Source organism: Auritidibacter ignavus (genome assembly GCF_003703835.1).
Classification (GTDB): Bacteria; Actinomycetota; Actinomycetes; order Actinomycetales; family Micrococcaceae; genus Auritidibacter; species Auritidibacter ignavus.
The window spans coordinates 13212-28360 of sequence record NZ_RDQR01000012.1 but is presented as its reverse complement, the minus strand read 5'-3'; the positions used below and the strand labels follow the sequence as shown (position 1 = coordinate 28360).

Annotated in this window: 13 protein-coding genes; 11 read left to right on the top strand and 2 right to left on the bottom strand. The window is 61.9% G+C overall.

The features are described 5' to 3' along the window. The first annotated feature begins 39 nt into the window (after positions 1 to 39). The 10 genes from mvk (at position 40) to DYI20_RS07300 (ending at position 11748) form a co-directional block, all read left to right on the top strand. On the top strand, positions 40 to 1158 hold the full coding sequence (gene mvk, locus DYI20_RS07345; protein ID WP_110122991.1) for a mevalonate kinase: 1119 nt from the start codon (positions 40 to 42) through the stop codon (positions 1156 to 1158). After that, positions 1155 to 2165 carry a diphosphomevalonate decarboxylase gene (mvaD, locus tag DYI20_RS07340; RefSeq protein ID WP_110098139.1) on the top strand — a complete coding sequence of 337 codons (1011 nt, stop codon included), beginning with the start codon at positions 1155 to 1157 and terminating at the stop codon, positions 2163 to 2165. Before mvk ends, mvaD begins: the two co-directional genes overlap by 4 nt. Then, the gene (locus tag DYI20_RS07335; RefSeq protein WP_122549220.1) at positions 2165 to 3358 is read left to right on the top strand and encodes a phosphomevalonate kinase; all 1194 of its coding nucleotides are present in this window, start codon (positions 2165 to 2167) and stop codon (positions 3356 to 3358) included. Before mvaD ends, DYI20_RS07335 begins: the two co-directional genes overlap by 1 nt. Next, a complete protein-coding gene (fni, locus tag DYI20_RS07330) occupies positions 3355 to 4515 on the top strand; it encodes a type 2 isopentenyl-diphosphate Delta-isomerase (RefSeq protein ID WP_122549219.1) in 1161 nt (386 codons plus the stop codon). The genes DYI20_RS07335 and fni overlap by 4 nt, the downstream gene beginning before the upstream one ends. After that, a complete protein-coding gene (locus DYI20_RS07325; RefSeq protein ID WP_122549218.1) occupies positions 4512 to 5606 on the top strand; it encodes a hydroxymethylglutaryl-coenzyme A reductase family protein in 1095 nt (364 codons plus the stop codon). The genes fni and DYI20_RS07325 overlap by 4 nt, the downstream gene beginning before the upstream one ends. A 77-nt stretch (positions 5607 to 5683) precedes the next feature. Continuing rightward, positions 5684 to 6859, top strand: a complete 1176-nt coding sequence (locus DYI20_RS07320; RefSeq protein ID WP_122549217.1) for a hydroxymethylglutaryl-CoA synthase — start codon at positions 5684 to 5686, stop codon at positions 6857 to 6859. Continuing rightward, the gene (locus DYI20_RS07315) at positions 6856 to 10398 is read left to right on the top strand and encodes a DEAD/DEAH box helicase (protein ID WP_122549216.1); all 3543 of its coding nucleotides are present in this window, start codon (positions 6856 to 6858) and stop codon (positions 10396 to 10398) included. The genes DYI20_RS07320 and DYI20_RS07315 overlap by 4 nt, the downstream gene beginning before the upstream one ends. Positions 10399 to 10408: 10 nt before the next feature. Further along, positions 10409 to 10633: a hypothetical protein gene (locus tag DYI20_RS07310; RefSeq protein WP_146206446.1), complete on the top strand. Its 225-nt coding sequence runs from the start codon at positions 10409 to 10411 to the stop codon at positions 10631 to 10633. A 45-nt stretch (positions 10634 to 10678) separates the two neighbouring features. Continuing rightward, positions 10679 to 10990: an antibiotic biosynthesis monooxygenase family protein gene (locus DYI20_RS07305; protein ID WP_233242891.1), complete on the top strand. Its 312-nt coding sequence runs from the start codon at positions 10679 to 10681 to the stop codon at positions 10988 to 10990. Between the two features lie 44 nt (positions 10991 to 11034). Next, positions 11035 to 11748, top strand: coding sequence for a DUF2625 family protein (locus DYI20_RS07300; RefSeq protein ID WP_110110978.1), 714 nt, complete (start codon positions 11035 to 11037; stop codon positions 11746 to 11748). Here DYI20_RS07300 and DYI20_RS07295 read toward each other — a convergent pair. Beyond that, entirely contained in the window at positions 11745 to 12452 is a 708-nt protein-coding gene (locus tag DYI20_RS07295; RefSeq protein WP_110098131.1) for an ABC transporter ATP-binding protein, read from the bottom strand. The two genes, DYI20_RS07300 and DYI20_RS07295, sit on opposite strands and share 4 nt — an antisense overlap. Then, positions 12449 to 14092, bottom strand: a complete 1644-nt coding sequence (locus DYI20_RS07290) for an ABC transporter permease (RefSeq protein ID WP_122549215.1) — start codon at positions 14090 to 14092, stop codon at positions 12449 to 12451. The genes DYI20_RS07295 and DYI20_RS07290 overlap by 4 nt, the downstream gene beginning before the upstream one ends. A gap of 73 nt (positions 14093 to 14165) precedes the next feature. On the opposite strand from DYI20_RS07290, the gene DYI20_RS07285 reads away from it, so the two are divergent. After that, positions 14166 to 15146 carry a hypothetical protein gene (locus DYI20_RS07285; RefSeq protein ID WP_110101436.1) on the top strand — a complete coding sequence of 327 codons (981 nt, stop codon included), beginning with the start codon at positions 14166 to 14168 and terminating at the stop codon, positions 15144 to 15146. The last annotated feature ends 3 nt before the right edge of the window (positions 15147 to 15149 follow it).

Below are 15149 nucleotides of genomic sequence, written 5' to 3'. Positions count from 1 at the left end.
TAGAATGCCCATGTCAGCTACGCACCAGTAATTGAGTTCATGCAACCAACACAGGATTACGCCCCACGTCGTGGTTCTCGGCACCACCACGCCGTCGTGACTGCTCCAGAAGGGCCCACAGCTCGCGAGAGCAAAGACCCCTCGACCGGTGTGCAGTCCGGGCTGGGCTCAGCACACGGCAAGGCGATTCTGATCGGCGAACACGCGGTGGTCTACGGTGCACCAGCGATCGCGCTACCTCTGCTGGACTTGCAAGCCACCGCTAGTGTGCGCGATTCTCGGCGCGGGTATCTCACCACCGATCTCTACACCGGTCCGCTCAACGACGCCCCCAAAGACATGGGGCCGATCGTGACCGCGTTACGTGCCTCAGCAGAAAAATTGGATGTGCGGGCCGAGCGACTCGATGTCATCTTGCGCTCAACCATCCCGTTTGAACGTGGTCTGGGCTCTTCGGCGGCTACCGCCGCGGCAGTCGTGAGAGCCGTGGCCAACCACGCTGGGGTCCGGTTGTCTCCGGCAGAAGCCCATGAGCTGGTGCAGACCGCCGAAACCGTTGCCCACGGTACCTCTTCCGGACTGGATGCCCACGCGGTGCAGTCACTGGCCCCATTGCGGTTCCAACAGGGCAAGCCCACCACCGTTCAGGTCGGCGCGGGACTGACCTTTGTTATCGGGGATACCGGCACGGTCGGCTCCACCGCGGCCGCGGTGGGAGGAACCCGGATGCTACGTGATATCCAGCCGGCAGTCGTCGATCGTGTCATGGAGGATCTCGCCGATCTGACCGACGATGTGGCCGTGGCCTTAGGGGACGGTGACGCGGTGCGTGTGGGCCGCAATATGCACGAAGCTCACACGCTTTTGGCCTACCTGGGAGTCTCTGCTCCGGCCCTGGATGCCCTGGTCGCAGCGGCCCTTGAGGCCGGCGCTTACGGGGCCAAACTCACCGGCTCGGGACTCGGTGGGTGCGTGCTTGCTCTGGTCCCCGACCAAGAACTCGCCGGAAAAGTCGCGGCGGCTATGACCGCGGTGGGCGCCACCCGCGTCTGGACCACCTCGTTGACCCCCAACACCACCGACAATCAGACGGCACCCACCGCCCGGATTGCTCCCTCCTCTGCCCCCACCCCCTCATCCGCCCAGGAGGATCGTTGAGTCACGCCATTGCTCAAGCTCACCCCAATATTGCCCTGGTGAAGTACTGGGGCAAGGCCGATGAGCAACTGATGATCCCTCTCGCCGGGTCCCTGTCGATGACCCTGGACGATTTTGCGACCACCACTCGGGTGGAACTGCTCGGCTGTGCCAACAGCTCCGCCGATAACCTCGACACAGACCTCTTTGAACTCAACGGTGCGCCACAAACCGGATCGAACGCGCAGAAAATCAGCGCCTTCCTGGATCTGGTGCGCACCTTGGCCGCCGAAGCCGGTCTGGACACCGCCACTGCCCGGGCCCGGGTCACCTCCTGCAACGAGGGGCCCACCGCGGCCGGAATGGCTTCTTCGGCCTCGGGCTTTGCCGCCCTGGCCACTGCCGCTGCCGCCGCCTATGGGTTATCGCTAGATACCGCCCAACTCTCCCGGCTGGCCCGGCGCGGGTCCGGTTCCGCCTGTCGGTCGGTGATCGACCGGTTTGCGGTCTGGCACGCTGGCACCGACGACGCCACCAGCTATGCCACCGCAATCCAGGCCCCCGACATGCGCATGACCGCGGTAACCATTTCCGGCACCCAGAAAAAAGTCTCCTCCCGTGAAGGAATGCGTCGTACGCTGTCGACCAGCCCCTTTGTCGCTGGCTGGGCCCCCACCACGGACGCGGTGCTGAAACAGATGATGGCCGCCTGTGCCGCCGAGGACTTCACAACCATCGGTGAGCTCACCGAGCTACACGCCCACCGGATGCACGCACTGATTAATTCCGCCAACCCGCCGATCCGCTACCTCGCCCCCGATAGCTGGCGGGTCATCGAAGCCGTAACAGGTCTGCGTGAAGCCGGCACCGAATGCTACGCCACTGCCGATGCCGGCCCCAATGTGGTGATTATTTCCCGCCCGGAAGATGCCGAGACCGTCGTGGCACGCATGCACGAGCTCCTCCCACAGGCCGGGGTGAAAACCTTCGCTCCGGGGCCCGGCGCCCGACTGGTGGAGGCCCCCTAGTGTCCAGCCGCCTTCCGCTGACCGCCCAAGCCCCCGGCAAGCTGTATGTCACCGGCGAATACGGTGTCGTCGAGCCTGGATGCTCGGCCGTGTTGATTGCCGTAAATAAGTACCTGAGCGTCACCCTGCGCGCACCCGGCTCACATCGGGGCCACGATGTGCTCACCGCTGCCCGAATCTCTCAGGCCATCGACACTGCTCGCACCGGCACCGACTATGCGCTGACCACCGCGGTGATCATGGAAAAATTCCGGGCCGAACGCGCACTGACCCGTATCCCGGTTGACCTGGATGTCCACAATGACCTCCGGGACGCCAATGGGGCCAAGTACGGGCTGGGCTCTTCCGGGGCGATCACCGTGGCGACCGTGACCGCCTTTGATGCGCTCTACCAGCTTGGATTGAGTGAGTACGACAAATACCGGCTGGGCCTGCTGGCCTCCATTCAGGTGGCCCCGCGAGCCTCCGGTGGCGACGTGGCCGCCTGTCTGAGCGGAGGGTGGAGTTGCTACACCTCCCCGGACCGCGCCAAGTTGCCCCGGGTCTTGCCCGTAGATGTCGCCGGGGACCCGCAGGGCCCCGTCAGCTCAGTCACCGACGCGTTGGCCTCGGAACACTTCGCCGAAACCCCATTTCGGCGGCTCACGGTGCCCGAGAATCTCACGGTGTTAGTGGGATGGACCGGCCGGCCGGCACTGACCGATCAGCTGGTCGGTGAAGTCCATAGCTCCAAACAGGCCTGTAGCGAGAGTGATGAGAGTTTCCAGTCGCTACTGGCCACGTATCAGCACATTGTCGCTGACGTGGTCACCGGCCTGGAATCCGGGGATTTTGCCACGGTCCGCGACGGGATGGTCGCCACCCGCACCGCGTTGCACCAGTTGCAACAGCTGACCGGGACCAGCATTGAAACTCCGGCCTTGAAAACACTGATCGACCTGGCTCAACAGGTCGGCGGCCAACTGTGCTGCGCCAAATCTTCCGGGGCCGGTGGGGGAGACTGCGGCATCGTGCTGGCCGACCAGTCGGTCGATACCGCGCTGATCACCGGAGCCTGGCAAGAAGCCGGCATCACCCCGCTACCGATCGGAGTTAGTCCCACCGGAGCCCGTATCATAGAAACTCCAGACCTGCCCGCATCGCACCAGGGTCAGCACGAGACACCGTACGAGGCAAAGGATTATCACCAGTGAACTCCACGGCAGCATCGCGCAAAGACGACCATATTCGCTTGGCCGAGGCCCAACAGCACCAGCTGGCCGACCACCCTGTGGTCACCGACTACGACCGGGTCGAAATCCTCCACCACGCCCTGGCCGGCATCAGCCCCGAGACCACGACCACCCACGCTACCCTGGGACCCTGGCAACTGGTCGCCCCGCTGTACATCAACGGCATGACCGGAGGCACCGAACAGGCCCGGGAGATCAACCGGGCCCTGGCTCAAGCAGCAGCGGCTACCGGAATCCCGATGGCCTCCGGGTCGGTGGGTATCGGGCTGGATGAGCCCAGTACCGCTGACTCCTTTCGCGTGATTCGCGAAGAGAACCCGGACGGGCTGATCTGGGCCAATATCGGTGCCGGACGCAGCGTGGAAGATGCTCACCGGGCGGTGGACCTGCTCGATGCCGACGCGCTACAAGTTCACCTCAACGCCATCCAAGAAACCGTGATGGTCGAAGGCTCGCGAGACTTCAGCAACTGGCTGGGACTGTTAGAAGACATCGTGCGCGCCCTGGAACCCGATGGGGTACCGGTGATCATCAAAGAGGTCGGTTTCGGACTCAGTGCCCGCACCCTGGGCCAACTGCGCGATATTGGGGTGACCATTGCCGACGTGGCCGGTGCTGGAGGCACGAACTTCGCCCGCATTGAAAACGACCGTCGCGCGAGCGGAGAGGACCCGATTGCCCAGGCTGGCAACTGGGAGTGGATCACCCAGCTGGGCTCCTCGGCAGCCCGGTGCCTGCTCGATGCCCACGCCGCCGGTATCCTCTCCAGCCCACACACGCTCGCCGAGCACCATCACTGCGAACTCCAGGTGCTGGCCTCCGGCGGAGTGCGCCACCCGCTGGACGTGGTGCGAGCCCTGGCACTAGGCGCCCGTGCGGTGGGGGTAGCCGGAGCGTTTTTGACCATCGCCAGACACCACGGTGCGGAAACTCTCACCGAGGTGATCCGCATCTGGCTCACCCGCATCCGCCAGCTGATGGTGCTGTTGGGTGCGCACACCGTCGAGGAGTTGCAGTACACCGATGTGATCCTGCATGGGCCTGTGCGCGAATTTGCCCTGGCCCGCGGGGTCGACCTGGCTCAGCTGGCCAATCGTTCTGGGAAGGAGACCCGATGACCACCGACAGCCCACTGCGCGATCCGGGTACCAGCACCTACTCTCAGGAATTTCCCACCGGGGTGCCGACCCGCTGGGTAGGCCCGATACGGATCGGTGGTGATGGCTTCACCACCACCGAAATGATCGACATTCCACTAGCGACCTACGAAACCCCGTTGTGGCCCTCCGTGGGGCGTGGGGCGAAGATCTCCCGGCTCCACGAGACCGGCTTGCAGGCGACAGTGCATGACCAGCGGATGACCCGCTCGATTCTGCTCACCGCCGATTCAGCGCGCACCGCTCAACGAGCGGCCGAGGTTATCGACGCCCGCCACCAGCGCCTCAACGAGCTGGTCACCGCCGGATCCCGCTACGCCAAACTCATCGAGATTCATCCCGAGATTGTCGGTAATTTGCTGTTTGTGCGACTGGCCTACACCACCGGGGACGCCTCCGGACACAATATGGTCACCGCCGCCTCTGATGCGGTGCTGTCGGAGATCCTCAGCTGGGACCTGGGGCTGGGATACGGGTCGGTGTCAGGAAATTTCTGCACCGATAAAAAAGCCACCGCGGTCAACGGTGTGCTTGGTCGCGGAATCTCGGTCACCGTGGAGATGGTCATCGACCGCGACGTGGTGGAGAAGAATCTGCGCACCACCGCCGAGCAGCTCACCCAGTTGGTCGTGCAGAAAAACTATGTGGGTTCCACCATCGCCGGAGCGATCCGATCGGCGAATGCTCACTTTGCCAACATGCTCTTGGCCTTCTATCTTGCTACCGGCCAGGACGCGGCCAATATTGTCGAAGGCTCCCAGGGCTTCGCCTATGCAGAAAACCGCGACGGCGACCTGTACTTCTCGGTGAGTCTGCCTCACCTGATCGTCGGCACGGTGGGTAACGGCAAGCACCTGCCCCACGTGCAACAAGCCATGGCACGGATGGGGCTGAACGAACACCGCGAGATCGGCGAGAACTCCCGCCGGCTGGCCGGGTTGATCGCCGCCAGCGTGTGGTGCGGTGAATTGTCCTTGCTGGCAGCTCAAACCAACCCCGGTGAGCTGATGAACACACACCGAGCATTCGAACGCAACCAGCAACAGCGCTAGACTAGACAGACTGCAGACAAACGGCTGAGACGCCCAGCGGGGGCGAAAAAGCGGGCAAGAAGGGGTAGAACTAGCGCATGACCCAGTACAGCATTGGCCTAACCGATCTCGATGTGGCCACCACCGGCTATGTGCTCTCGCTTGATGATCTGGCTGACTATCAGGGCACCGATCCGGCGAAATATCACCTGGGATTGGGACAAGACTGCTTCTCGGTGCCCGGCGCCGATGAAGATATCGTCACCCTGGCCGCCACCGCCGCCTCCCGGCTGGTGGCCCGGCACCCCGAGCACAAAATTACCCAGTTGTACTTCGCCACCGAAACCGGAGTGGACCAGTCCAAATCGGCCGGAGTCTTTGTCCACCAGTTACTCGGCCTGGCACCGAACGTGCGCACCGTGGAGCTGAAACAGGCCTGCTATTCTGCCACCGCGGCACTGCAGCTCGCGGTCGGGCACATTACCCGGTTTCCGCAAGAACAGGTGTTAGTGATCGCTTCCGATATTGCCCGCTACGCGCTGGACACCCCCGGAGAACCCACCCAGGGTGCCGGTGCGGTGGCTATGTTGGTTTCGGCCGAACCACACCTGGTTGCACTGGAACCGGTCACCGGGTTTTACACCGCCGACGTTAACGACTTCTGGCGGCCCACCGACTCCTCGACCCCTTACGTTAACGGCCACCTGTCCTTAGACGCCTATCTGGATGCCACCGCCGGAGCCTACGATGACGCGATGCGTCGGGCACCGGGACTCGACCTGGAGGACATCGACCGGTTCTTGCATCACCAACCCTTCACCAAGATGGCCCGGAAAGCCCACCGTCACCTGGGCCAACACCTCGGCGTGGAGCTCGATGACGCGCTGATCGAGGAATCCATGAGCGTCAACCGCCAGCTGGGCAATAGTTACACCGCCAGCCTGTACTTCGCCCTGGCCGCCCAGCTGACGAATAACGCTGAGCTGGCTCGCAAACGGCTGGGCTTCTTCTCTTACGGGTCCGGCTCGGTCGCTGAATTCTTCACCGGTGTGGTCCAGCCCCGCTATACCGAGCACCTGGACTACCTGGAGCACCTCCAGGCAGATCTGAACGCGCGAAAGACGCTCAGCGTCGAGCAGTACCGCCAGTTGCACCACAGCCACCGGTTGGACTCGGATAATTACACCACCCCGACTGATACCGCCACCGGCTTCCGGTTCGCCGGGGTGACCGACCACGTCCGACAATACGAGACAGGATTGCTACCCTCGTGACCGCAACCGCGGGGTCTACACCGACTGCACCCTACATTGCCGTGGAGGAAATCTACGGTAGCTTTGGCGAGACCATGGCCGAGCGTGGCCAAGAGTACGCCAATGAGCACCGTGTGCTGACCTTCACCCAGCGCTGGCACGACGAACGAATCTTGGTGTGCTCGGCCAAGGTTGAAGGGACCCGCAAATATCACACCCGCCTGGCCTTGCAAGTTTCCGAAGACAGCGAGCAGTACCAGGTCATCGACGCGGTGTGCACCTGCCCGATCGGTAGCTTCTGCAAGCATGGGGCGGCGGTGGCGTTCACCTGCTCGATCAAAGCCGCCGAAGCGGTGTTGGGACGGGAAGCCAATACCGAAGAAGCCGAAATGCTCTTCGAAGAACACATGGACCCGGCCGATCTGGCCCCGTCGCCGGAATCTGATCTCTTTCAGGACGCCGATGCCGACGAACAGACCGAAACCACGGTGCACTCCGGACCCGATTGGCGACACGCGCTGGGTGTCCTGCTGCCTCGAGAACAGCCCGAGGAAGACTACACGGAGGTCGGTCTTGGGGTAGAATTATTCGCCGCTCACACCGGGGGAGCCGGCTCGTGGGCACGACGCTATATGGTGCGCTGGGAGACCGCTCGGCCCCAGGATGTGACCGCCGGCCGGGCGTTATCCATCCGGTTGCGACCATTGCGCAAAGGCACCCGTGGACGGTGGATTAAAGGCGGGCTAAATTGGACCACCTTCGAACACCGGGTGCCGGTCTCGTCCAATAAGTACTGGCCCGAACAAGCCCTGGCCCTGCACCGGCTGGTGCAACTGTATAACTCCAGCGTCTCGGTGCTGGGCTCTCAGGATTTGATCAACCTGTCCTTGGTGTCCTCCCCGCAGATCTGGGACCTGTTGCGCTCGGTGTTAGAAGCACAGATCCCGCTGATCGCCTACGCTGGCTGCTCTGAGGTGGAATTATGCTCCGAGGGCGAGCCCTACGTCGACTTACAGGCCCTGGATGCGGACCTGGGAGAAGAGTCCGGGATGCGCATCGGCATCAAGGCGCTGGTGGACCAGCACAGTGAATCCCTTGACGGGGCGATTGGCTCCATCGGTTTCTACCAGGCCCGAGCCCATCAGGCCGCTGAGCCAAGCATCGGGCTTCGGATCATTCCCAGCTCCCAGCCGCTAGAATCTCAATTGTTAGAACTGCTGGATCAGAACGAGAACATCACCGTTCCAGCCGCCGATGTCCCCGAGTTTTTCGACAATTACTATCCGGGCCTGAACCGGGTGCTGTCGATCGGGTCAGCCGACCACTCGGTGGACCTGCCCGAAATCCCCCCGGCGGTCTTGGATCTGCGAGTTGCGATCAACGCCGAATCCGGCACCACGACGTCACGGCAGCGTGACACGGTGCGTGTCAGTGCCCGGTGGTCCTATCAGGGCACGCAGGACCAGACCGAGCACATGGCCCAGGTGCTCACCGCCGCCCGAGAGTATTGGCCCGATGCCGACCGGGGGAGCTTCGTCTACACCGGGGCCACCGCAGCGATCTTCATCGACCAAATTCTGCCCCAACTCCACGACATGGACTATATCCAGGTCACCGAGATGGGGGATAAGCCAGACTACGAACAGCTCGACGGGGAACCCTCGATTACCATTTCGGCCACCCCCTCAGCCCAACGCGACTGGTTCGACCTGGGATTTCAAATCACCGTTGGCGAGACCACGGTGCCCTTTACCGATGTCTTCTCGGCCCTGGTGCGTGGAGAAAATTCGGTGCTATTGCCAGACAAGACCTACTTCACCTTGGACCACTCGGCCTTCGACGAACTACGCCGGCTGATCGCTGAGGCCACCGAACTGCACGAATGGGACCCCGAGGCCCCCACGGTGTCCCGCTTCGAACCCGAAGTGCTCTCCTATGCGGAAGAAATCGCCACCCGGTGGGAAGTGGACCCGCGAGTCAGCGCCTGGATGAACCAACTAGACTCGCTACGTGGCGTTGCTGACCTACCCCCGGCCGAGGTTCCCGAGACCGTCAACGCCGAATTACGCGACTACCAGGTGCAAGGCTTCCGGTGGCTGGTGCAACTGTGGCATCTGAAACTCGGCGGCATCCTCGCCGATGATATGGGCCTGGGCAAAACCCTGCAGACCCTGGCCCTGGTCGACTATGCCCGCACCACTGCCCGCCAGGACACCACCGGCAACCCCGAGGGGCCATTCTTAGTCATCGCCCCCTCCTCGGTGGTGGGTGTGTGGAAATCCGAGGCGGAACGGTTCGTCCCCCACCTGAACGTCACCGTACTCGACACCAGCTCCGCACGCTTGAGAACCGATGTCTCCCGAGTCGTTGAAGACTCCGACCTGGTGGTGACCTCGTACGCCATTGCGCGTCTGGATGCCGACCGTTTCGCCGAACACACCTGGGGTGGAATCATCCTCGACGAAGCACAGTTCGTCAAAAATCACCGCACCAAGGCCCACAAAGCCATCCGCTCTTTCCAGGCCCCCTTCTGGCTGGCCATCACCGGCACCCCAATGGAGAATGCGCTCTCGGACTTGTGGTCGATCCTCAACCTCACCGTCCCAGGACTGTTCGGGTCCTACGCCACCTTCCGCGACACCTACCAAAAACCCATCGAAGCCGGCCAACGCATTTCTGCCGAACAGCGTGCCTCGGGAGAAGACGCCGAGATCCGTGGCAAAGCTGCCGAACGTATGAACCGGCTACGACAGCGCATCAAACCGATTATGTTGCGTCGTACCAAGGACGTGGTCGCCCAAGAGCTACCCGAAAAACAAGAACAAACCATCACCGTCCGACTCAATCCGGAGCATCGTCGCCTCTACGACCGGGTGCTACAACGGGAACGGCAAAAGGTCCTGCACCTCATTCAGGACTTCGACTCCAACCGGATGAACGTCTTCCGCTCGCTGACGCTGTTGCGCATGCTCGCCCTCGACCCGCAGATCGTCGACGAAGAGTACCGGGACGTGGAGTCCTCGAAACTCACCGACCTGATGCAACGACTGCAGCTACTGGTCGCTGACGGTCACCGCGTGATCGTCTTCAGCCAGTTCACCTCCTTTTTGCATCGGGTGGCTGAGACACTAACCAAACACGACATTGCCCACAGCTACCTCGACGGAGCCACCCGAAACCGGTCAGCGGTGATCGAGCAGTTCCGGGCCGGAGACATCCCGGTCTTTTTGATCTCACTCAAAGCCGGTGGATTCGGACTCACCCTGACCGAAGCCGACTACGTGTTCCTCCTCGACCCGTGGTGGAACCCCGCCGCCGAAGCCCAAGCCGTGGATCGCACCCACCGGATCGGTCAAGACCGACGGGTTATGGTCTACCGGATGGTCGCTGAAGGCACCATTGAAGAAAAAGTCGTCGAGCTCCAGCGGGCCAAAGCCGAACTCTTCTCCTCACTGACCGAAGACGATACCGCGTTCTCCTCCTCGCTCGGTGCCGAGGATATTCTGGCTCTCTTCGATGCCGGTGCCTCCACTGAGTCCGCTGAGCCCACGGATCCATAGCACCACTGAGGTGCCGGCACACACGGTGGGGAACCTGACCACCGTGGCGGTGATGTGGCGACTCACGCTCCGCGTTGGTCCGCAAGTACTGATCGGCTTGGTCCCGGCGATCGTGCAACGTGGACCGCCCGCAACCGACAGCTACCGGCCCGGACCACCTCATCCCCAGGGTTCGGCTTCGATAGAGCGAACGTACAAAGACGCCGTGAAAGACCTCGAAAAGGTCTACACTTGAACCGGTAGAATACTCGGGGCAGACTTCGTCCCGGTATGAGGAGGAATGACCGACATGACTTTCGTCAATATCACTGCGCTGACGGTTCCTGATGGTGCCCATAATGAGGTTGAGCGTCGCTTCGCGAACCGCAAGCGGGCCGTTGATACCTTCGAGGGATTTCAAGGCTTCGAAGTACTCCGCCCGGTGGTGGGTGAAACCCGGTACTTCGTCGTCACCCGGTGGGATTCGCAGAACAGCTACAAAAAGTGGGCCGAATCCCGCGACGAACACGCCCATGACGAGGATGAAGAACGCGGATTCTCCGTCGATATCCTGGGCTTCGATGTGGTCGAGGACGAAGAAAACCTCAACTAGTCGGCTTCCGTCACCCTCTGTTCGACACCACACAGGATGAGACCATGATCTTTTTTCGGCGTCAAAAGAAATCCCGTGGGCCCCAGCGCCATAAGCGCTCGCTAACCATCCCCGAATTCAGTGACACCTGGCCGGCTATTGACGAATTGCTCAGTGAACAGAGCGAACGCGTCCACCGGGTCGAAGCTGATCCCGCCCGGGCACGTCAGGTGCTCAACGAGCTGGGTGTCTCCGAGGTTTCACACATGGGAGCACTGCTGACCCACACCGCCGGCTTGTTGATCGATGGCGGGTGGTTGCGCATCCTCGGGTCGGGAAACGATGAGCTCCCCGATCTGACCGTCTGGACTCCGCGACACAATGGCCGACCACTGTATATGACCATCGCGGTGGACGTCATCGGCGGTATTTATGCCATCGATGGTGGCGGACTGGGCATTAGCACCGGCTATATTTGCTATTTCGACCCGGTGCGGTTGAACTGGGGCCCGTTAGCCCCGGATTACGCCGGATTCTTGAACTGGGTCTTCAGCTCCGGTTACGAGGAACTGTATGAAGATCTGCGCTGGGAAGATCACCTCCAGCAGGTCCGGACTTTGGATATGACCGAAGGTATCCGCTTCGACCCGCCACTGCACCAGAGCGAGGGCGTTGACATCAACACGCTACAACGCGAAACCGTCGAGCTCGAAGACCTCTGGGCCACCGAATTTGTGGCAGCCCGCTCCCAGCTACCGGCACCGCACCGCGAACACTAAGCGCCTAACACTTCGGTGACCGTGCCCACGCGTTGCAGACGTCCCTGGTCGATCAACGCCACCTGATCGGCGACCATCCGGGCTTCTGCATGGTCGTGGGTGACATAGACTCCGGCAATCTCGGCCTCGGTGAGGATCTGCCGAATATCGTCGGCCAATCGTGAGCGTAGCTCGGTATCTAACGCCGAGAGTGGCTCGTCAAGTAGCATCACCGCCGGTTCTACCGCCAAGGAACGAGCCAAGGCCACGCGCTGGGCCTGACCACCCGAGAGTGTGGCGACGTTGCGACGACCAAAACCGGGCAGGTTCACCAGCTGCAGCAGACGCTCCACCCGGGCCCGGCGTTGCGACCGGGGGAGATGTTCCACTTCGAGGCCATAGGAAATATTGCCGGCCACAGAGCGGTGCGGGAATAGTTGGGCGGACTGGAATACCATGCCGATGCCGCGCCGGTGTGCCGGAACATGTTGGCCTGGCCCGGCCAAGATGCGGTCGCCAAAACGCAGGGTGCCGGAGCTGATCCGCTCCAGTCCGGCAATGCCACGTAACAGCGAAGACTTTCCCGACCCCGAGGGTCCTAACAGGACCAGGATGGTGCCGGCGTGAACCTGGAAGCTGGCCTCGGTGATGGCTTGGTACCCGTTGGGATAGTGCACCGAGATCTGCTCGGCGATGAGTTGCTGTGGTGTGGTGGAAGCTGTCACGATGTCCTTTCCTTCACGCCCGCCGGGCGAAGCCGTTCGCAGATCAACAATATGCCAGCACTCAGCACGGCTAACACCACCGAGCCAGCCATGGCCATCCCAAAATTATCGGAACCAGGACGCGACAGCAGCTGGACAATGACCACCGGCAACGTCTGATAGCTCGGGGACGCTAAAAAGCTGGTGGCCCCAAATTCTCCCAGCGAGACCGCAAAACCAAAGCCGGCAGCCAATCCGAGGCTACGGACCACGTAGGGGCCATCAATGGTGGCGATCACCCGGACCGGGGAAGCCCCTAACATCGTGGCAGCCTCACGTTGGGCCGGGTCGACCGCGGCCAACACCGGCACCAGAGTGCGTACCACCAGGGGCAAAGCCACCACCGCCTGAGCCAACGGGACGAGCAATCCTGACTGCGCTAGGTGTGGGAAGGCTGGTTGCAAGGAGATCAAGAATCCGAAACCGATGGTCACCGCCGAAACACCCAACGGGAGCATGAAGGCGCCATCGATGAGCCGTTGCAGGGACCGCACCGCCGGGGAATGGGTGGGACGGGTGAGCAACAACGCGAGCGGAATTGCCAACAGGACGGTGACTATTGTGGCATCCAGTGCGATACGTAGCGAATGGTCCAGTGCCTCCACCACCGTGGCGCCACCGGCAAAACCGGTTCCCGAATGCGTAGCCAACAGTTGGTAATGGCGCGTGCTGAATTCGCCATCAACCGTCAACGACCGGGCCACCAAGGTCAGCAAGGGAGTCAGTATCAGTCCGAGGACCACCGCGAGCGTGATCGTCAACGGGAACCAGTCGGTGCGGGTCAGCCTCACCCGGTGCGCTTGGTGCAACCGAGCCGCCTGCGAGGAACCGGTGCGCTGGGTAATGATCACCGATATCACGACAATCACGCACTGAATCATCGACAACACCGCGGCGGTGCGCAGATCGAGGAACGTCTTGGTCTGGCGAAAAACCTCGGTCTCTAACGTCCCGACTCCCGGGGCGCCCAGCGACCGCACTAGCCCGTAGGCGGTCGAACAAAACAGAAACACCAACCCGGCGCTTCCAGCAATGGCTGGACGTAGCGCTGGCAAGGTCACGGTGAAAAACGCCCGAGCCGGGGAAGCCCCGAGCATTCTGGCCGCTTCAGTGGAACGTGGATCCAAGACCTGCCACAACGACCCCACCTGACGGATCACCACCGAATAGTTGAAGAACATCATGGCGATGATCACTGCCGTCGTGGTCTGATCCAGAAACGCTAGGCTGGTGCCTGGCCCAAAGACCGCACGGAAGGCTACCCCCACCACCACGGTGGGCAACACAAACGGGACGGTGGCCACCGAACGGAGCATCTCTCGACCCGGAAACTGTGTGCGGTAGAGGATATAGGCGCCCGGGATCCCAAGCACCAGGGAGCCCAGAGTTCCGGCGGTGGCCATGAACAAGGTGTGACCAATAATCCGCCAGGTGCGTGCGGTGCCGAAGACTTCCCCAAAACCCGACAGGTCCAGCGAGCCCTGATCATCAACCAGGCCTTGGGCCAGCATCCCCAGCACCGGCCAGGCGAAAAAGACCGCAAGGAAGGCCAACGGTAGCAGGGCGACGAGCACCCACACGATCCAACGAAAACGCGACATCACACCGTTCTTTTCAGGTCAATTGGATTTATGACGGGTCATTAAGCCGGGGGTCCTGTAGAGTAGGCCCGTGATGAAAACTCCCTGCGACTTCCGTGGTTCTCGTTTGTTCGCCGTTCTGTTAGCTACCGGTTTAGCGCTGAGCGGTTGTAGCTCCTCAGATGGGGCAGATCAGGCCAGCGACGCGGGAAATAACACGACGTCTAGCCCCTCGGCAGAGCCCACGACTGCCTCGCCCTCGCCGACCCCGGAACCAGAAGAACTGCCCGGTGGCGGTGATACGCTGTTCCCCGACCGCCGGTTCGTCGCACTTTATGGTACCCCGTCCACAGAGGCACTGGGTGCCCTGGGAGAACAGGACCTGGAGGGGTCGATAACTCGTGTCGAAGAGCTGGCCGATGAGTACTCGGAAAACAGTGAGGATCCGATCCAACCGGCCTTTGAAATCATCACCTCCGTCGCGACCGCTCACCCCGGCGAGGACGGCAACTACTCCAACGCCCTGCCGGTCGAGGACCTGCAAGAGTGGGTCGATCGGGCCAAAGAAGAAGACATTTACGTGATCTTGGACCTGCAACCGGGTCATAACGATTTCCTCTCGCAGGCGAAACTCTATGAGGACCTGCTGAAAGAACCCCACGTGGGTTTGGCGCTGGACTCCGAATGGCGCTTGCAACCCGGTCAGGTGCACGGCCGTCAGATCGGCACCGTCGATGCCGCTGAAATCAACGAGGTCATCGACTGGTTGGCCGAGCTCACCGCAGAAAACGATCTGCCCGAGAAAATGCTGGTCCTGCACCAATTCCGCACCTCGATGATCACCAACCGCGACCAAGTGGATACCTCCCATGACGAGCTGGCCGTGGTGTTGCACGCCGATGGCCACGGAACCCAAGAGGTCAAACAGGAGACCTGGAGCGTGCTCACCGAGGACTTGCCCGAGGATATGTGGCCGGCGTGGAAGAACTTCTACCGTCAAGACCAGCCCATGCTGACGCCGGCACAAACCTACGACCAGGTGAATCCCACCCCCTGGTTGGTCACCTACCAGTAAGGC